The sequence below is a fragment of the Colwellia sp. Bg11-28 genome (assembly GCF_002836245.1).
In the GTDB taxonomy this organism is placed as follows: Bacteria; Pseudomonadota; Gammaproteobacteria; order Enterobacterales; family Alteromonadaceae; genus Colwellia; species Colwellia psychrerythraea_A.
On the sequence record NZ_PJBA01000003.1, the window covers coordinates 56,757 to 77,685 of the forward strand.

16 protein-coding genes are annotated in these 20,929 nt (G+C 34.5%); 3 read left to right on the top strand and 13 right to left on the bottom strand.

Annotated elements, in window-relative coordinates:
* Positions 1–8: 8 nt before the first annotated feature.
* Together CXF79_RS03165 and CXF79_RS03170 are read left to right on the top strand one after the other, a co-directional pair.
* Complete coding sequence (locus CXF79_RS03165; RefSeq protein ID WP_101153932.1) at positions 9–536, top strand: GNAT family N-acetyltransferase; 528 nt, start codon at positions 9–11, stop codon at positions 534–536.
* A 393-nt stretch (positions 537–929) separates the two neighbouring features.
* Entirely contained in the window at positions 930–2,405 is a 1,476-nt protein-coding gene (locus CXF79_RS03170; RefSeq protein WP_101153933.1) for a serine hydrolase domain-containing protein, read from the top strand.
* 210 nt (positions 2,406–2,615) lie between these two features.
* Here the strand turns inward: CXF79_RS03170 and CXF79_RS03175 are convergent, their stop codons facing one another.
* From CXF79_RS03175 to CXF79_RS03235, 13 genes are all read right to left on the bottom strand, one after another.
* Positions 2,616–2,858, bottom strand: coding sequence for a hypothetical protein (locus CXF79_RS03175; RefSeq protein WP_101153934.1), 243 nt, complete (start codon positions 2,856–2,858; stop codon positions 2,616–2,618).
* A 342-nt stretch (positions 2,859–3,200) separates the two neighbouring features.
* On the bottom strand, positions 3,201–3,635 hold the full coding sequence (locus tag CXF79_RS03180) for a hypothetical protein (RefSeq protein ID WP_101153935.1): 435 nt from the start codon (positions 3,633–3,635) through the stop codon (positions 3,201–3,203).
* 16 nt (positions 3,636–3,651) lie between these two features.
* On the bottom strand, positions 3,652–5,577 hold the full coding sequence (locus CXF79_RS03185; protein ID WP_101153936.1) for a hypothetical protein: 1,926 nt from the start codon (positions 5,575–5,577) through the stop codon (positions 3,652–3,654).
* Positions 5,574–7,370, bottom strand: a complete 1,797-nt coding sequence (locus CXF79_RS03190; RefSeq protein ID WP_101153937.1) for a hypothetical protein — start codon at positions 7,368–7,370, stop codon at positions 5,574–5,576. Before CXF79_RS03190 ends, CXF79_RS03185 begins: the two co-directional genes overlap by 4 nt.
* Entirely contained in the window at positions 7,371–8,792 is a 1,422-nt protein-coding gene (locus tag CXF79_RS03195) for a site-specific integrase (RefSeq protein ID WP_101153938.1), read from the bottom strand.
* 375 nt (positions 8,793–9,167) lie between these two features.
* Complete coding sequence (locus CXF79_RS03200; RefSeq protein WP_101153939.1) at positions 9,168–9,989, bottom strand: M48 family metallopeptidase; 822 nt, start codon at positions 9,987–9,989, stop codon at positions 9,168–9,170.
* 5 nt (positions 9,990–9,994) lie between these two features.
* A complete protein-coding gene (locus CXF79_RS03205; protein WP_101153940.1) occupies positions 9,995–13,303 on the bottom strand; it encodes a type I restriction endonuclease subunit R in 3,309 nt (1,102 codons plus the stop codon).
* A 2-nt stretch (positions 13,304–13,305) separates the two neighbouring features.
* Positions 13,306–13,920 (bottom strand): SLATT domain-containing protein, encoded by a 615-nt coding sequence (locus CXF79_RS03210; protein ID WP_157825830.1) that lies wholly within the window; start codon positions 13,918–13,920, stop codon positions 13,306–13,308.
* A gap of 7 nt (positions 13,921–13,927) precedes the next feature.
* Entirely contained in the window at positions 13,928–15,202 is a 1,275-nt protein-coding gene (locus CXF79_RS03215; RefSeq protein WP_101153941.1) for an SMODS domain-containing nucleotidyltransferase, read from the bottom strand.
* Between the two features lie 14 nt (positions 15,203–15,216).
* Positions 15,217–16,281 (bottom strand): restriction endonuclease subunit S, encoded by a 1,065-nt coding sequence (locus CXF79_RS03220; protein WP_101153942.1) that lies wholly within the window; start codon positions 16,279–16,281, stop codon positions 15,217–15,219.
* Positions 16,271–17,800: a type I restriction-modification system subunit M gene (locus CXF79_RS03225; RefSeq protein WP_101153943.1), complete on the bottom strand. Its 1,530-nt coding sequence runs from the start codon at positions 17,798–17,800 to the stop codon at positions 16,271–16,273. The genes CXF79_RS03220 and CXF79_RS03225 overlap by 11 nt, the downstream gene beginning before the upstream one ends.
* Before the next feature lie 46 nt (positions 17,801–17,846).
* Positions 17,847–18,452, bottom strand: coding sequence for a restriction endonuclease subunit S (locus CXF79_RS03230; RefSeq protein WP_101153944.1), 606 nt, complete (start codon positions 18,450–18,452; stop codon positions 17,847–17,849).
* Between the two features lie 403 nt (positions 18,453–18,855).
* Positions 18,856–19,113: a hypothetical protein gene (locus tag CXF79_RS03235; protein ID WP_101153945.1), complete on the bottom strand. Its 258-nt coding sequence runs from the start codon at positions 19,111–19,113 to the stop codon at positions 18,856–18,858.
* Positions 19,114–19,222: 109 nt separating this feature from the next.
* On the opposite strand from CXF79_RS03235, the gene CXF79_RS03240 reads away from it, so the two are divergent.
* Entirely contained in the window at positions 19,223–20,242 is a 1,020-nt protein-coding gene (locus CXF79_RS03240) for a tyrosine-type recombinase/integrase (RefSeq protein ID WP_101153946.1), read from the top strand.
* Positions 20,243–20,929 lie beyond the last annotated feature (687 nt).

Below are 20,929 nucleotides of genomic sequence, written 5' to 3' on the forward strand. Positions count from 1 at the left end.
TAGCTTTAATGAATATACGTATAGCGACATACAAAGATAATGGAGTTATTGCTTCAATACATGCAGAGAGTTGGAAAATTGGTTATGAGAATGTACTAAGTGAAGATTACCTCAATAATATCGTCCCAGAAGAGAGAAAAATCATATGGGACTCGACACTTAAATTCCCTAAAACTAATCAAAAAACATTTGTTGCAGAGGTTGATGATCATATAGTTGGTTTTGTTTGTGTGTTACTAGATGAAGACCCAACTCATGGCTCTTATATAGATAATTTACATATCGAAACAACTCACCAATCTAAAGGTATTGGGAAATTACTTTTATTAACCGCAGCCCAGTTATGTGATGATTACTCATCTAGTTCAAAATTGTTTTTGTTGGTAACACAACACAATATTAGAGCGCAAGAATTCTACAAGCGACTTGGAGGAGTTAATAAGGATATTACTAAGTGGGTAGCACCAAATGGTACAGTAGTTCCAACATACAAGTTTGTATGGGATAACGTTAAATGCTTACTTAAATACAACTAAGAAAACACCTTGAATTTGCTCCTTCAGTTGGTTCGTTATTACCTTACTATCAATAATTACTCATGCCTGCTTAGTCGGAGCCGGAACTGCTTTGATTCCAAGTCTCTATGACTGCTTTGGTGGTTCAGAAGCCAGTCGCGGTAATGCTCTTATAAGTTTACAGGGTATGGCTCCTGCAAGCTCATTCCTGCCGTTCACAATTTCTATATAAAATTGAAGTTCATACCTTTTTGTGGGCATTAATCATAGAGTATTCAAAGTAGATTCAGATTATATTTCGTATGTGTAATACTGTAAAAAAGAGCAAATAAAATATTAATATTTAACAGTCTTAAACCTTTTAGTTACTTGCTTCATCTAATTAACGACTTTAATCATTTACCAAGGGAAACGATGAAATATTTATTCTCCGCCTTCTTCACAACTTCATTACTTATCTTAACCAACTGTAATTCAGCCAACGCATTGGAAGAAATCCCTCTTTCTATGCATACATCACTTAACCAACAATTGGCGATAAATAATGAAAGATATGGGGTCGTTGGCCAGTCGGTTTTAATTCTAAAGAATCATCAACAACTTTATCGAGGTCAGCATGGGGTCGCTAACATCGAACTGAATGTTGATATTACCGAAAAACACATTTTCCCTAGTTATTCTATTACCAAACTATTAACAAGTGTGCTGATGATGCAGCAAGTTGAGCAAGGGAGAGTTGATCTTAAAAACTCAATACGCGCATATTTACCCTATCTCTCAAAAAAATGGCAGCCAATTACGATAGAACACTTATTAAGCCACACATCTGGTATTCCTCGATATTTTGATATAGCAATGAAAAAAGGCAATTTTTTACCAACCAAAAAAGCAGTTTTCTTGTCTCTTATTGATGAACCTGAACATTTTGAGATAGGCACAAAAAACAGCTATAACAATACAAATTTCCTCCTACTCTCTGCTATTTTAGAAGCCAAGACAGGTAAGTCTTATCAAGCATTAGTGGCAGAGGAAATCATTAACCCTTTAGGGTTAAAAAACACAGGGCATACAAGCGCAAAAGATATCATCAACAACCATGTTACTAGTTATCGTGGGGCTAACGGCAAGATTAGAAAGAATATGAATATTGATTGGCCAGAATATACATTTTCACATTCTGCACTTTATTCAACCCCTGAAGACCTTGCAACATTTATGACTGCACTCGTCATTGGCAAATTTGTCAGTCAAAAAACTTTAAAGCAATTGTGGCAACCGATGAAGTTGGCTGACGGAAATAAAGGACGTTATGCATTTGGATTTGAGTACGCTTTTGAGGATGGATATTATCATTTTGGTCATGATGGTGGGAATCATGTAAAGCTACGCCATTATTTTAATCCCAAAGATAGCGCAGATAATTATACGCTTGTCTATGCGACTAATGGCAATGCCTATGATGTTTGGACTGATGTATTGGCAGATAGTTTAATGGCAATTATTGATCCTGACAAATTTGAAATGGCAGCCATAAAAGAACAATTTTTAAGTAACATTTTAGAAAAAAACGATAAGGGTCTAATAGAAGTTTACAAAGCAGTGTCGAATATTTTCGATGGTGATGAAGCATTGATAGAGCGTTTTTTACTGTATCGGGCATATGCGCTTAGGTATGGTAGTGGGGCGGAATCTTCAATTCCCGCTTTTGAGTTTCTTACCACTAAATTCCCTAATTCAGCCAACGCAAGAGAAAGCCTAGCTGATACTTGGTCTGAAATTGGCAATAAAAAGAAAGCAATTGAAAACTACCGATTAGTTTTAAAAGTATCTCCCAAGTCTAGAAGAGCTAAAGAACAAATTGAGAAACTCGAAGGTACAGTGCAAAAATAGAAAAACATATTATTTTTCGATCTATTAGTCTTTTTCTGTTGCTTTAGTTAACGTGTTATTTAATTGCGTTATGCCTGTAATTTCCGGAAGAGTTGTCGCTTTAATTTAAAATATCTATGGCCGCTATGGTGGCATTTGCGACTGCCATACTCGATAAAAATCTATTTACCCAAAGTGTCAATTCAAGTTTGAGCTTATATAATTAAAGCATTACCTAGTATCTTCTTCATCAATCAAAGTAAAATGATAAAAGCAGATTTTTGCAAAGCAATCTTGACATAAATCCATCATAAGTTGTGCACCTTTCACGTGAATAGATGCTTCGCCACAGCGTTGATTGATACATATATATTCATGAAACTTAAGATCATCATGGGTAGCTTGCTCGTCACAAGCATCACATATTAGTGTTAATACTTTTTTAGTCGTTGTGACATTTCTAAATTTTCTCATAATACAATCACCTGTTAAATATAGAATTTTAAATTTTATATTCGAAGTGTCTAAAAGTTGTACTTTATATTTAAATAAAACGAGTATTTAATACCATGCTGGCGAAAAGTATTCTGCTCCGTTCGGCATCATAGTAGTACGCAGGTATTAGGTCCCTCTCCGCTAATAAAGCGACTAAATGAGCTATCCGAATGAGGGTCAAACACTATTGTTTCATCATTTTTAAGTAAATTTACCAACTCATCTTGTTTACTAATTTTTTCATTTTATACCTCTATTTTAAATTGATAATATTAGGTTCAGTACATCTAACCTAAATAATTACAAAATCATATGAATTTATTAAAATGGAAAAACATTACTATTGAACGTATTTCTCTGCTCATCATGTAATTCAAAAAGCCTATAGGCTAATGAAGTGTTCTCAATAACAACTTCATTATTAAGTGATTTTTGGTTGTTTTTTTCATCTCTATATTTACTTTTGAGTCTTTTTTCATTTTTTAATTCAGCTCTTAACTTAGTTATTTCTTCCTCTTCAGCATCAAACTCTTTTTCAGAATTTTTTTTGTTTTTCGATATTTTGTAATCTCTAATCGCAATCTTTGCCTCCTTTACAAAGTCTTTATAATAATAAATAGAGCTTAAAGAGAGAGTTGCCTCATCATTTATCCTTTTAATACTAACTTTTCCATCCGCTTCGGTATTGATCGGCTTTCCTTCCAGTAACCTTGCAAAAGCATCTCTTAATAGTTTCTCTGTATCTTGGCCTGTCATAAGTTTTCCTTGTTAACTAGTTGGTAATATTATTTGGGAATATGAATTTAATCCCATGATCTTTTAAGACTTCCTCAATAGCTTCAACTTCAAGTTTCATACTAGTAAGAATGTTAGCCATACTCCCAAAGTCATTACTGAGGTAGCTAATTTTTTTTATTAGCCTTTCTCTGATAGGAACCTTTGATAAAGCTATTTCTCTTGTTACAGCTTCATGTTCACAAGAGGCGGAAGATAAATTTGAAGCACAAATACGATCACATGAGGGGCTAAAACAATAACCAGTAGGATGTTTTACAATACTTACTTTTCCAGCTCTAACTCGTTGTTCAATTTCTTCACGAGTCATATAAATGGAACCCTTATATTCCTCTTTGCTGCGCTCTTCTTGGATTCTTTTTCCTTCTTTTCCTGATAACGTTGGGCTATTGTATATTTCAAAAAGCGCATCAGTTGTTACAACAATATTAGATTCAAATATTAACTCTTGAAGTTCAGTGTCAAGGCTAATGTCCATTGCATGTGCTAATTCAGAGTTATTTGCATACCACTGCGACATGAAAACATTTAAATGTTTGTACTGATGCTTCAAAGCCATGACATTTCCAAGCTTATTTCTAACTAAAAAAACGGCAAATGTTCGTCTAAAATCATGGGTACTTAATTTAGGCAAATAACCACCAACTTCTAATTCTCCTTTTCTGATGGGATTGAGTAAGTCAAACTCCTTAACATCAGCATGACTTGCTTGAATGTTATTTTTAGTCATGATTTTAGAAAAGTAGCTATAAAATGGATGAGGAGATATAAGGTTCTTCTCGTTTAAGTTTCCAATGTTATTATTTACAAATAGAGAGTTGATATTGACTAATATCTTAGGATTGCCCGCATAATTTATTTGGCAATATTGCCTAACATATTCAGACATATCAAAAGCTAGTTTTATCGCCTTTTCAACAATCGGGTGTGTTATCCATGACTCAGGTTTACTTACCCCACCTTCCTGTTGTTTACTAGACTCTCCTTTAATAATAGGCACGTCCATATCAATATATTTTTTCACACTATAGCTAGATTTGTTAAGGCTTGATGCTTCTGAGAACCTAATACCACTAAAGCCTGTTATTACAATCAAACAAGCTGTTTTAATTTCAGCTAAAATAGAGGCACTTTGTGATACAGAGAATCCAGATATATTAATTTTACTTGGATACTTTATTTTATACTCTTTCGTAAATTTACTAGGTTTTCCCTCTGGATATAGAAGAAGATACTCCTCTCTTTTTTCATAAAAGTGCTTAAATTGGTTACTAAGATCCGAACGATATGGGTAGTATTCCTCAATGGTTTTAATAGCTGATGAAAATATTTTTTTAGCTATAGATTCAGGTATCGCTATGTGTTGCTTTTGGACTTGCTTATTAATACACGCACATTCTTTTGCCAATTTTTTTGGCCTTGTGATTAATCGGGAAGTTAATTTAAGATCGTATAATTTATTAATTGTTGAAGCCGTTTCTTTTATCGTCTGAGCAGAAAGACTTAACTCACTCAGCCTTAATTTAAAGCCCCTAAAAGAAGAATTGCTATCTAGTTGCGTCCAATCTTTAGTCCCTAAGCACCTAATAATCCTGGTTAAGTTGCTAACCTGAATTCGCATTGTACTAACCGAATAGTTATGAGCATTAATAGTCAATATTCCACCTAAAACACGTTGTACACAGGCTCGATGATCTTCATGAAGCCCCTTGAATGAAACTGTAGTCACAGGGTTACCTTGGGTAAATTTTCGTATAAAACAAAACTCCCATTCATCATCATATAAAAAAGATAACGGCTTATCATTTGCATCTAAAGTTACAACATAATTATCTTCCGAATTATCTGTAACTATTTTCGGTGCTTGGGGTGCTAAAGCTTCGAATTCGGCTAATTGGATCATTGATAAATTCCTAGTAAATCGTTAATTGAATCTTCATCCGAATATAATGGGTGAGGTTTTTTACTGTTTTTTTCCACTGCGTGCTTATAATTTATTTCAGATTTTGATTTAAACTTATTAAGAATAAGTTCAACTTTTACAAGTACATCCCCAAATTTTTCAGATGGTACGCTATTGATGGACGGTCTAGAAATAGATGAAATAACAATGGATCTAAATGAAAGCATTAACCAGATATCATCAACTTCAGCTATTAAAGCGTGGTACGGGCATTCAAAACAATCTAAAAAATCAATGCAAGCTCCGTCATTACTTGCTTCCAACTTTCTATATTTACGTAAGCTTTTTTTAGCTTTTTCACCGAATGGTTCTGTACACCTCACACCTGAAAGAGTTTTATTTGCTAAAGCATTCTTCTTTTTTTCAAGCCACTCATCTTGCGTAAAAGGGTCCTTAATAGACTGCGCATATTTGTCTATTGCTTTTTTCTTTTCCATGCCTCCTACCATTGCTTTTTGAACTTGAAAGGCACTTGCTAGCTGCATCTCATGCGTTTCTTTTGCACCTTCTAAATAATGTTGTGATGTTGATTCAACTGTATTTTTATTTGCTGATGCCACAATAAATACGTCATCGTATGCTCGCATTAATGTCGAGCTTCGAGTACTTCTTAAGATTCTTGTAGTAATCTCAGGTAAGCCCATCGCTGTTAGTTTCTTATTAATACTTTGGTGAGGTTTTGGGTAGCCGCAACTAAATGCTGTGAGATTTCCAGCTTTGTTCAGATATGGGAATAAATCACTATCATGGCCTGGAGCTATTATTTCAGAAACCAGCAACCAGTTTTCAATAAACTCTTTTGATCGTTTATTAAACCCTATTTCTAATCCTTGTCTTTCGTATTGTGCACGAGACTTTATTGAATTTAGCGTATAGTTATTACCATCACCTTTTTTAAAGCTTTTAACATCATTTTTCTTAAGCTGAGATAAAGGAGATAGGTTCCCACCTGTCCATAATGAGGTGATCATCAATGCTAGACGAGTAACAAAATTCAGCCAGTCTTCACCTTTAGATATATATCTAGCTCCTCGAATAAATTTTCTCTCAACACAAAAATCATCTTCCTCAAACAAAGGACATGCAGATGGTTTTTCTCCAGAAAAGACATATTTTACGCAAATATTGAATGCTTTTATAAGCTTTTTGGCTATGTCTATACGGTCATTATCTGGCAGTGCATCTGTGGGTATTGCTGCTTGTCTTCTATTTTTTATTTCAGGTAAATCCCTAGCAATATCACCCATCCCTAATTCTTTTAATAAATTTACAAGATGTGATTTATCTTTTTGCAATGTATTTTTATTAATAGAACCCTTTAATACTTCAAGGTTTCTATTTTCGAGATAGAGTCGTACTGTGCTATTACTGATCTCCGCTTCCACTTCTTTTGTATCTAAAAAAGAAACAAATCTAGCCAAAAAAGCAAAACGACCATAAGCTGTCGTGCTGTGTGTTGAATACCTCAAAAAAATGTTATACATACTCATTACAAAATCATTTCGATTCATATCTTTCAAATGTTGAATATCTTTCTTATTGAAATCCAACTTTTTCAGAGAGTTTAATATCAGTTTAGGGCAACCCCGATACTTCAATCTTCTGAAGTAAGCAATAGAGCCATTAAAGTTTATTTCTAATGAATCTATAGATATATATGAGACTGAGGCTAATGATACCTCTTCAATTTTATTAGCTACAAATGACTTACGTCTTTTATTTTGAAAGGCCATTTATTTTATAGCCTTGTCATGAATATCAAATAAATGATTAAGAGCTATTTCTGATAGTTCATCTGCGCTTTTTGCTCCCTCAGTTTGCTTAAGATATTCTAATGTCGTAGCAAGTTTTTCATGTCCCATCTTTGTCTGTACAAAGACTAAGGCATCACTCTGTTTCATCCCTGCATCTAATAAAGAAAACAACCGGAATACACCATAGGTAGCTCTTAAATTGTGCATTTTATGCGTAAATTCGTAATTAAGTTTTTTTACTATCGACTGCCTAATTTCACTCCAGCGTGCATTGGCGCTTTCTTTAGAGTAGATAGTTCCTCTGTTATTAAGAAAAATGGGAATTCGTTTTTGATCACCAGATTGGTTAAGGTTAAGAAACTTATTCCTTCTTTTGATAAAGCGTTCAGATAATAGGTATTCATAAACTTTATCCATTAAACCTGTTGGAAATTCAATCTCTCTTTCTTTATCATTTTTTGTATCCACTCCAAATTTTGGACCTACAGTAATAGAAACATACCCCCTTTTTAACTGTTCAATATTTGGTTTGAAAATAAGCGAGCTATTTAAAGTTAAAACCTCCGCTCTTCTCAACCCTGTATACCTCATGATTAAGAAAATATAACTAAATTCAAGAGGAAGTGAACCGGAGTAAAGATATCCATTTGAATTTTTTAAAATCTTTCGATCAACTCTAAGTATCTTATCCAATAAATCCCATTCATGTTTATTTACACTGCGTAATTTGTGAAGAATTACCCCTGCTTTCTGAGCAGGCACATTCGGTCTAAGATCACTTGATTGAACTTCAATAGTTGTATTGCTATTCATCGAAGAAGAAGGGCTAGGTAAATTCAACTTCACAACTTTATTTTCAAACGGAGGGTTAATAAAAGGATATTTTTTTGAAACATAAAAACGATAAAAATTGACTATACTTCTCATATAGGATTTAACAGTACTACCCGCTAAATTACTTTCCGGATCGGTACTTCTATACATCGCCTCTAAATGATTTTTAAACATATATGTGGGACGCTGGCTTTGAATAAAAGACATGTCATTCCACTCTTGATTGATAGCAGCCAAAAAAGAAAAATAATGTATAAATGCTCTTGAATAAGTTGATGTATCTTTCAGATTACCATTAACCGATAAATGCATTAGGTAAACATTGACAACATCTAGACCGATAATAATTTGTTCTTGGGTATCACTATTAGAAATAACTCTGTACAGAAAGGTTATCTTAGGGATATTTATTGAATTATTTTCTTTATATTCAACAGTCACTTTATCAGTATTATCAATAACAATTATTGGCTGTCTATATTTAAATCCCGCTATTTTATAGCTAATAATTTCTATTGATATCTCTTCTTTATCTACGTTTTTAAGTATTGATTGTCTACCTATCACCTGAATGCTCCATTTAAATACTGCAATAAAGATAATATATACACATTACAATGTCAAACATTAAATGCAATATTTAAATGGTGCAATAAAGAAAGCTAATATAATTACATTTATTACTTGATAGCGTTTTATTAAATTCATATGACTAATAAACGATCAAGCCAATTTTAAAATAAAAATAACTACTTACTATCAATAAGTTACTGATATAAATTTGAGAGGGAATACTGATATGTTTATTATTAGATTAAAATATATGGAACTACCTGAACATAAAAATCAGATATTAAGTTTTTGGGGATTATATTCACTTCAAAAAAAGGGATTTTTCTACTATCGTAAATAGTGGCCTAAAATATAGGTCCGTAGTCAGGCTTACTCATTCAAATAGATCTCTGCCATGTCATCCAGCTTGGATTTCACTTGTTTCCAGTCAGGCATAACTTGAGTTAACAGTCGCCAAAATCTTTCACTATGGTTGTGCTCGGCAATATGGCAAAGCTCATGTAATATCACATAATCAATACATTCTTTTGAGGCTTTAATTAAATGAGGGTTGAGTACTAAATTACCTTTAGTAGAGCAGCTTCCCCATTGCTTTTTCATTGCCATTATTCTGAATGACGGGATATCGGTCACCCATGTTGCTTTGATAAGCATTTTGTTTAGACGTTCATAAAAAATTATTTTAGCTTTATGTTGATACCACTTATCGATTAATGGCTTAACTTTAACTAGCCGCCCACTCTCTGGATCTAAAGCACAGTCGTGGCGTAAGGTTACATTTAATTTTCCACGATTAAGCTTAACGTTAGACATTTTATCAGGGTCAATTAGTACTTTTAAAACATAGCGTCTACCTAAGTAAAATTGAGTTTCACCGCTAATGTAACGCTTAGGTAAAACATAATTTTTTTGCTTTGAAAATTCTTCTATATTTTGCCAAATCCATCTAGCTCGTTTTAGTATAGCCTCTTGAACTGATTCATCTGTAGCATCATCTGGCACCGTTACCACCACACGTTTATCAGGATGAACCTTTATCACTACCTTACGAGACTTAACCTTGTTACTCACAGATTTACGGATAACATCATAATTAATTATGGCATTACCGTAAGAAAAGACACCACACTCAGCCGTTGTCGGGTGATTTATTTTTTTATTAATGGCAGCAGTAACTGATGAATTGGCCATAATAACTACCTCCTTGCTAAACCAAGGCGTGTAATTTTAAGTACTTCTTCAATGAGTTTTTGAGCATTATCAATCCCCAAATCAGCAAACAACATGGGTAATAACTTCATACTGATAGCATTTTCAATTTCAGCCGGGTTAATAGAATATTCTGCCACTGCGTTGTTAACTACCTCATCGATATTAAAGGTCAGTTCTACTAATTTATCATTATCTAATGATTGCTCGATTAAATAGTCTGCGTCAAAAGTATACTTAAACAAGCCAAAATAGGCTTGAGCATGTTTATTTAGCTTACCTGAATCATTGATAAAGTCGTTTGGTATACCTGCAATTTTTCGCTCTTTTATATCTTGCTCAAAATCAGCAAACAAAATGTATTGTTTAACTGGCGCATCAAACATCTCCTTGGTTTTCTCAATTGCTTTTTTAAGTAATTTAGAAAAATACTCTTGTGCGTAAGGATCATCAGCAAGATCTTGTTCAATCATTTTTGTGATACGACCTGTAATCTTGTCAGTTTGATTGCGTGCTTCATCATCACTCAGATCTTGTGGTTTTACATCCTTGCCTAAGCTACCAACCAAGTAAGCACCGCCAGGTTCTTTTACTTCAACTCCTGCTATATGTTTATCCAATAAGCTACGTATATCTTCGGCATATTCATCATAATTAATGGTTTCATTCGCGTCTTCACGTACTTGTTTACGCAAATCTACAAAGGCTTTTAAGTCACATTTATATAAGTCTCGTTTATTATCGAGAGACTTATCTCCAAAATAGCTAGCGGACTGTAAAGCCACTTTCATACAGTTGGAAAATGCAGTAAGTGCAGAATAAAAATCGTCACGATTTTTAAGGTTTGTATCAACAATCTGACCTTCAAACTCTTGCACCTTAGGTGCTAGAACTTGCCTTAAAGCGGGGCCATCTTGTTTATTTTGAACAGTAATAAAAATCCCCCAAAGGTCACTATGAAGTCCTGATAACTTCTTGTATTCGGTGTCCATGGGGTTATATAAACCTTTAAGATCGTTTACATCAAAGCCACCTTGTGTGCGTTCAGCCAAGTCTTGGTATTTTTCAATCGTTGTATCGAGTTCTTTCAAAATCCCTCGGTAATCAATCAAGTAACCAAATTGCTTTTTACTGTGTAAACGATTTACGCGAGCAATTGCTTGAATAAGGCTATGCTCTTTAAGAGGCTTGTCTATATACAACACCGTATTTTTAGGTTCATCAAAGCCAGTTAAAAGCTTATCAACAACTATCATGATGTCTGGGCCATCATCACGGCTAAAGTCCTCGATTATTGCTTTGGTATAGGATTTTTCATCGCCACCATATGTATTGGCGACATTACCTTTCCACCAATTCTGTACGATATCTTTACTTTCTTGGTCAACTACATCATGACCTTCACGTGTATCAGGTTCTGACATGGCCACGACAGAAGTCACCTTACCAATTTTGTCTAACGAATTTTTATACCTAATAGCAGAGGCTTTTGAATCACAGGCTAGTTGCCCTTTTAGTCCTTGCTGTTTGAAATTCTGGAAATGATCAGAAATATCATGGGCAATCAATTCTATGCGACCTACGGTTTGATATATTTGACCTTTTTGAGAAAACTTCCTCTTTAAATCAGTTTTCTGCTTATCAGTAAGCTTTTGTGTCATACGGTCAAACCAAGCATCTATCGCTTTGTCATTAACATTCAGCTCTGGAATACGCTCTTCATACAACAAAGGAGTAACAGTTTTATCTTCAACTGCTTGTTGCATGGTGTAGGAGTGGATTATTTTACCGAATTTATTTTCGGTCTTATCATCTTTTAACAATGGAGTACCTGTGAATGCTATAAATGCTGCCTTAGGCAGTGTTTGTAGCATTCTAATATTATTTTCACCGTTTTGACTGCGGTGGCCCTCATCCACTAATACAATAATATTTGGGCTGTTGTTAAAGCACTCTTTTTGTTTAATAGCTGAACCAAACTTATTAATTATTGAAAAAATAACGCGTTCATTACCTTTACCTATTTGCTCGGCTAAGCGCTTACCAGAAGTTGCCATGGCATCTCTTTTATCTCTGTCGGTCAGCACGCCACCTGATGCAAAAGTACGGCTAAGTTGATCTTCTAAGTCCACTCTATCTGTCACAATAATCACACGACATTGAGTAAGATCTTCTAGCCAAATAAGGGCTTTTGATAAAAATACCATGGTAAATGACTTGCCACTGCCTGTAGTGTGCCAAATTACACCTCCTTCACGAGCGCCTTTGATATCGAAGGTATTAATACGTTCAACCAAGGCTTTAATGCCAAAGACTTGCTGATAACGGGCGACTATTTTACCTACTTTTTTATCAAATAGAGTAAATAAACGCGTCATTTCTAACAGCCGTTCAGGACGTAATAAGCTGATAATCAGTCGGTCTTGATCTGTTACGGCTAAACAACCTGCGGCAATTAAAGACAAGTACTCATTTTTAGCAAATACAGATCGATGGTTGAACAATCCATTAAGTTGCTCATCATCAAGCTTACTATTTTTTAAGCGAATAAATTCAACTTCTGGTATTAATTCTTCTTTCCACTTTGCCCAAAATTTTTCAGGCGTACCACAGGTCGCATATAACCCTTCGTGTCCATTTACAGCTAAAAGTAACTGGCTATAAGCAAATAAGTGAGGGATTTCTTGTTGGCCTTGGTTACGTATTTGCTGTGAAATAGCCTCTGAATTGGTTGATTTGCCTTCTTTATTTGAGTCAGGACGTTTCGCCTCAATCACTACTAAAGGTAGGCCATTTACAAAGCAGACTATATCAGGAATACGGTTGCCAGTGCCTTCAGCATTTTGAACCAGCAACTCTTCAGTGAAATGGAACTGATTACTATTATTATCGTTCTCATGCCAATCGATAAGCTGAATAGTCGGAGAAGTTTTTTTACCATCAACAAATTCTGTGACACTAACGCCATACATCATGGCGTTGTAGAGCTTTTCATTGGCCGCTTTAAGCCCTAAATTCATTGCAGGGTTTAATTCATGCAAAACTTTATCAATCGCTGCATCTGAAAGATTGTGTTGCTTTCCTGCAAAGGAAAAGGTCTGTTTTGCCAAAAATGCACGCATGATAGGCAATAAGATAACTTGATGAGTACTTTTTTTGTCTGGTGTAAATGGATTACCACGCAATGCTTCACATTCACTAGGGGGAATGAACTGGTAACCTAAGTTACTTAACAGAGCTAACGCTGGTATTTTGGAACTGAACTCTTCTTGAAAGTTAACTGAGTTGGTGTTCATTTTTAATGACTGCCTTTCATGTTCAAAAGATCACAGAGAACGGTGAAAATTTCGGTGTAATTAACAATAACGATTATGAGTAAAACAAAGATAGTTACCCATAAGGTTAAAGGAACTTTATCTCGCCAAAAGCCAAAAGATCTATATTCAGCAATCCATTCAATTTGCTGCTCCCAGAAAAACTTGTAATGAGCAAACCAAGTTGCAAACATAATATGATGAGATGCACAGCTCTGATTATATCTGTTTTCAATATTTATTAATTTGTCTGAAACTGACGCAGCTTGATCAGATTGTTCCTTGGCATCAGCCATTAAATGTTTCAGCTCATTAAACAAGCCCGTAAGTATTATTCCTTTTTCTTCATAGCTATTTTTATCACCATTTTTCAAACTGATGTAAATGCCAACTAAACCAAGTACAAGTAGAGTGCTAGACATAAACTTGGTTGATAGTTCAGAAAACGCTAAGGCATAAACGCCAAAGGCCATTGATATGAAGCTTATGACACCAGGAAGTTTTTCGATCATTTCAAAGCTAGCAAAGTGCAACTTAGCTGAATAACCAACGTTGTAGCCTGTTTCAGCAATGTGCTTTTTTAAGTTATTATTATCCATTATCGCCTCACTGGATTGGTACATCGATTCGGTCTTTTGCCACAACAACATCATTTTGAATCACAAAACATTCAACAATATGCTCTCCGTTAAAGTCTGTTTTTTCTTCTTTCTTCCTAAAGCCTTTATCAATAATTATGTCACCACGAACACAATCTCTTTGCTCAGCTATAGCACCTCGGTTAAGCACTTTCCATTTGATGATGAACTCACCAGGAACATCAATATCAGCAATAAAAAAGTTAAGCTTTTTCTTTGACTGTAATTTTAACTTTTTAGCCAGCATCGTTCTAAGTAAAGCTTCTCTGAAGCCATTTTGAGAAACCTCGCATTCAAGCCTGACGTTAAACCTAATATCGATAGGGTATAAATCTTCAATAAATTGTTCTGTATTTCTATAAACAGAGGATTTACTTTCTTGCTGGATAGCGGCAGGAAAAGGACGGCCAAATATTTTTTTCCATTTTTTATTTGCTGAAGATGATTCACCAGCATTAATAGCATCTAAGCTCAGCTCATATGCTTTTTTAGCTTTTCGTTGGAATTTACTCTTAACTGTCACTCTTTGGTTACTGCCAAGGGCTAAGTAATAGTCTTTGTTAGGTTCTTCTGACAGATATTTAAAAAAATCTCTACACATCCAGTCATAATAAGCTAGAGAGCGATTATCATAATCTGAATTAGAATTAAGAAAGTTATAAGCTAGGGTATCAATCAAAAGACCACCCATGCCAACGCCACATTTGTTTTTCCAAGCTCTCCCCATTTTGCAAAGCTTTCGTAGATTTTTGTTTTTTTGGTCAACGAACTCTTTCATGGCTTTTATTTCATCACGTGGTTTTGTGATCTTCCAGCTACCACCATTGTATGTATCTGGGTATTTAAAGCTCGAATCATCTTGTTCAAAAACGGGTTGGACTTCCACAGTAAAACTCTTGTATAGAACTTGAACTACCAACCTATCTTTTTTGACTATAGTTTTTGGGTATCTCGCTTGAATGGCTTCTTTGGTATCATCTAACAACTTCGATTGTTCACCGTCTTTATAATCATTCCATTTTGAGCTTGGCATTATATAAAGCATATCTAAATCCGATATGCCTTTTATACCTGTCCAACGACCATAAGAGCCTACTTGCAAGCTATTGGCCGTTTTTGACTCTGTGTTTCTGAATTTTTTATTTAATGCCGCTGTGATTTCTTCATACTTAGATGTAATCGAAGCACTATTATCAATAGCAACATTTTTTAAAAAATCGGTAAACATTTCGGTTGTTGTCATTAATATTCCTTTATTTAAACTAAAACTCTGCGCTTGCCAGTTAACAACTGCTGCATCAATGCTTTTTTTTCTTGTTTAAAGTCATCCAGTTGTTGTTCGAGTAGACTAATTTCTTTATCTGCATTGATTAAAACTTCAATAATTAATTTTTGCTCTGGTAACGTAGGCAGTTTTATTTTTATCTTTTCTATAATTGATTTAGATAAGCTTGGTACACCACTGGCTTCACTATATTTTCGCCAATTTATAGTAAGAAAATATTGATATATAAATTGTGGTAACGAGTTAATAAAACTATGAGTATAAAAAAGCGTATCGACCGTCCAAAACTTTCCATTTAAAAACATAGGCTTGTCTATGGTTCCCTTTCTACCAATACATACACTTTCACCATCGTATAAGTATTCGGAAACATTCAGCATATGTCCCCCTGAACCGTATACCGGGATATTTCCACTAGATAAATGTTTATAATCCTTTCCTCCCCCAATTGATAAAACACTTCCGATGGTTACATCGTTCCACTCAGCACTAAGCTGTTTCCCTGTATTATCAAGTAAGCGTTTTTTACCTGTCAGTAGTTGTTGCATTAGGGCTTTTTTCTGCTGCTTACTATTATCGATTAAACACTCATTAGTGCTAATAGCACGATCCCAAGTGGATAAAATTTTGGCGATTTTTCGTTGCTCTATTTTAGGAGGAACAAAAACCTTTACTGCATGCAGATCATTCCTGTTTACGCCAGGAACTCCTGTTTTGTCACTAAATTTTTTAAAGTCAAAACTTGATAAAAGATAATAAATAAAAAACGGTTCGTTGCCATGAAAGTCTTTTACCCAAAGCGAGGTATTTAATGGCCAGAAATTTTCTTCCATGTAAAATACATTACCAATAGTGCCATATCGTCCTGTTACTATTCCTGGCGGTTTCACCTTAAATTCATTGTGATAGCCAGATAATCCACCTGATGAAATAATTGGTATGTATCCATTAATTCTTTTTGAAGACGGTAGATCAAAACCACGCTGAAGTTCGGCAACACTACCCAGTTTTGTATGTTTCCATCCATTAGGTACCATAACCTAACTCCTTTAAATAGCCTTCCATTTCAACTTCAATATTTTTTAACTCCTTTTGTAGTTGAACACGCTCAGTACGCACTGCAACTAAATCTATCTCAGCTTCTTCTTCGAAAGTATCGACATAGCGTGGAATATTGAGGTTAAAGTCGTTTTCTTTTATCTCATCAAAAGTAGCTAAATATGAATACTTGTCGATTGTTTCACGAGTTTTATAGGTATCGATAACTTTTTCAATATTGGCAGACGTTAATTGGTTTTGATTTTTTCCTGATTTAAATTCTCGACTGGCATCAATAAATAATACCTTGTTATCATTTTTTGTCTTTTTGAAAATTAATATAGCGGCAGGAATACTCGTACCAAAAAACAGCTTTTCTGGCAGGCCAATTACAGTATCAAGTAGGTTTTCTTCAATCAATTTTTGACGAATTTTACCTTCACTAGATGCGCGAAATAACACACCATGTGGCACAACGACCCCCATTCGGCCTGTTTCTGGCTTTAGGGTTTCAATCATGTGACTGATAAAGGCGTAATCCCCTTTTGTTTTTGGTGGGATCCCCCGATGAAAACGCCCGTATGGGTCATCACTAGCTTTATCATGACCCCACTTGTCCAACGAAAATGGTGGGTTCGATGTCACTATTGTGAAGTTTAACAAAGCCTTACCATCTTTATCTAACAGAAGCGGATTACGAATAGTGTCACCCCATTCAATACGGTGGTTGTCTTCACCGTGCAAGAACATGTTCATTTTTGCTAGTGCCCAAGTTGCACCAATGGCTTCTTGACCAAATAATGCATATTTTTTTGAGCCTGAGTTTTTACGGACCATTGCGCCACATTTTAACAAGAGTGAGCCACTCCCAACGCACGGATCGCATATTTGGTCACCTTCAACAGGTTCTAAAATCGTAGCGAGTAGATCTGAAACTTCTGGCGGGGTATAGTATTCCCCGGCTGTTGCGCCACTGCCAGCAGCAAAATGTTTGATAAGAAATTCATAGGCATTACCAATTACATCTAAACTACCGACACGTTCAGAACTGAGGTTTAAAATGTCTTTGCCAAAGTCTTCTAATAAGTGGCGTAATAGATCGTTCTTTTCTTTTTCTTGTCCTAACTTATCTGTATTAAAACTGATATCTTGGAATACATTTTTAAGTTTAGTCCCATTGGCCTCTTCTAATGCATGTAAAGCCTGATCAATACGTTGACCGTTACCCGCTTTGTGGCGTTGTTCGTATAAATCCCAAAAGCTAGCACCTTCAGGTAATACAAAGCGCTGCTTTGACATCATCGCATGAATCAGTTCAGTGTTATCGCCATATTGCTCAACGAGTTTATGATATTCGTCTTTATAAATATCAGAGACGTACTTTAAGAACAACATAGTAAGCACAAAGTCTTTGTATGTATCAGCGTTGATTACCCCTCTAAAGGTGTCGCAAGCAGCCCATACTGCTTTATTAATATCGTCCTGACTTATTTGACTTGTTGGCGTTGTTGCTGTCATTGCGGTTTAATCCTTATTTTTTATTTCTTTATTTTTCATTAATATTTTAAATAACATCTTCTTCTAGAGCATCGTCTGCAATGACATCAAGTAGTTTCTGTCTGTTATCAATAAGCTGTTGTAATAAATTATTTTCTTTTACTGCGCAGCGGTGTAAAGATGTTAATTGACGCTGCTTATCTATAGACAGTACTTTAATCGGCACGTTTTCCAATACCTGTCTGCGAATACTCAAGTACATTGAGCCTTCGGCTGTTGCCTTAAAGTAGCGCTGTGCAGGCTGCTGATTAAGCTGCCAAACAAGAAATTCCGGTAACACAGTATCTCTAAACTTAGTCTTGATACGAACCAAGAAAAAGTGCGGAGAACAAACAGTTCGGTCAAGAATATTATCTACGAGCACACTGTAGTGTTTAGCTCCTTTAGCGACAAATAACACATCGCCATTTTGTAACCAGTCTGGTTGCTTTTTTGTTGAAAGCTTAGTCTCGACCATTCCATACTGATTTATCTCACCTGTATCCTTAGTATTTCTAACCTGTAAAACATTAACGTCTCCGTTGTCATATTGCTTAATCGTGCCGCGAAATGGATGGCCTGAGCAGACATCTGCAATATCACCTAACGTATTACCATAAAAACTTATTCTCATTAGATTTTACAACCTTTTTCTAACAGTCACTTCCTGTTATATGGGGAACCCATTGAAGTACATACGGCTTTTAAACCGCTTATGACCATGAATTAATTTAATGTAAATTATCTTGACGTAGATATAAGTAAAGGTCAATTAATAATTGCAGTAATTAAATACTGCAATTATTAATTCCTGTTACAATACCTTCCATATTTATCTATGCATGTGAATAGATAGAATTAATTTTAGTAGCAACTATCCAGAGTCAGGTGAAGTTGCTCTTTCTTAGGTTAGCCATGTTATTAAACATGTGGCACCGAAAGTAGAGAACTATACGAATAATATAAGATCATATAGTTCTATTATTTCATATCGATGTTAGATACTTCCACGTCAAATTATAAAAAATAACAACCTTCTAAATTATATACTTTCTTTGTCTTAACCAAGTAAGAGCATGGTCTTGGCTAGCATTACTATAATCCTCCTCTTGAGTAATTTCTGATAAGCGTTTCACTAGCTTTTTATTACTTGTATCTAATGATACCGCTATGTCTAACAAGCTGATTTTATAATTAGAGTTACAAGCTGAGGCCAATCCATTAGCAAGTAAATCCGCTGATTTAGATTGACCAAGTTCTTCTATTTTATTTAGCACTTCATTAATTAATTTCATATATTTTTCCTTTTAACTTAAATTGCAGTATTTGAATACTGCAATAAATACTTGACGAGCACAAGTAAAAGATATATATTTTTTGCAGTAACCTAATGGAGCAAAAAAAATGATTAAACGTAAAAATGAAATAATTAAAATGATACCAATGAAGTTATTAACTGCCGAGAACCAGTACGCTATTAATAATAAAGAAGTCAAAGATCACGGATTAAATGCGAAGTTTCCACAATTGGAATCTTCAAATTCAGCCCCCTTATGCAATGATATAAATTCTTTTTTGAGATTTAAATATCTGAAGAAAAATCTACAGATAAATTCAATTAGACAGATTGCAGGGTCTTTAGCTAAGTTCGTAATATTTACAGAGGAAAATTCGATATTGAACCCAATAGATATTAAACAAATATCTATTTTCAAAGACTCTTTAATAAAGAAAGCTGAACAAAAAAAGTTAACCTTTCAGTCTGTTAAAATAACATTGAGTCATTTACAGGGATTTTTTCACTTTATTACAGGTGACAAAATTAAGCATCCTAGTTGGAATTTTTCAATCCGCATACCTAGAATTAGTCACAACAAAATAATTTATAATCGTTATGAATCCGTTCAACTGTTCCAGTGTAAGGCTCTTTCGAATAAAAAAAACCAAGCGATGATTGAATTAGTCTTACTCTCAGGGCTTAGAGCATCAGAGGTAATTAATTTAAAAATAGAATCGTTAGCCCGACATCAGGACAAAGGTTATCTTCAATTTAATAGCTATAAACGTGGGAGAAAAAACACTGTTTATCTATCAAAACATGTGATGAATACTTTAGATTCCTACATTGCTGAAGAGCGCAATAAACATTATCCAAATAAAGATATTGACCTTGGATTTGTATTCACAAATATGACCGGAAGAAGATTAGACAATAGCTATATAAGTACTATATTGAGCAAGGCTAATTTGGAATTAAAAGTATTACAAAAAAACATAACGTTTTCTATTTCCAATTTACGACATACATTCACAATGAATATGGTTAATGAAATGCTCAAGCGTGGTGATGAAATCAAGGTAATCGAAGAAGTAATAGGCGTGTCACAGCTACATATGGCACAACATTACATAAAAAATAAATAATTGATAAATGGATTTTAAAATTAATGAAGCAACAACTTAGCCCAACATTCAGAGTTGCTTCATTAATATTATTTAGAGTTAAACATTGAATACTTCAAAGGAATATTATGAAAGAATCACGCGAATAGAGTCCACATTTTCAATATGCAAAAATTGAAAGTTTTTCAAAGTATAAATATCAGCATTCTGGTTTTTTTCCAGTAAAACAACACAAGCAAAGACTAGACTTTTGGGTTGGAAATAATAACCTGTATCCTGAGTCCCATATAGAATTATTCGAATATCAACCTAATCAAGGCTTTTTCCAATTCGGTCATGCCAGTAAAAGCACTGAATTTCGTAATTATTATTTGGATGAATTGAAGGAACTAGGTTTGGATAAACCCAAACTCCAAGATTTGAAGCTAAGAAATCTGGATTAATAACCTGCAAATAAACAGCATTATAAACCTATTTACACAACCAGCATCATTCGGTTCTACTTATTACTAAACGTTTAAAAGTGTTAGTTACTAAGTACTTTGGAGCTATCGATAAAGTATGTAGCAAACTTGCCGTAATGTTTGCATATAATGTTTAAGCTGATTCTTGATCAAAATGGAAAATATCTAGCATCAGTGCCATCTAATTACATTTAACTGTGCCACAACATTTCGACTTTATCAGATCTGTTATCTTTGGCTTTAT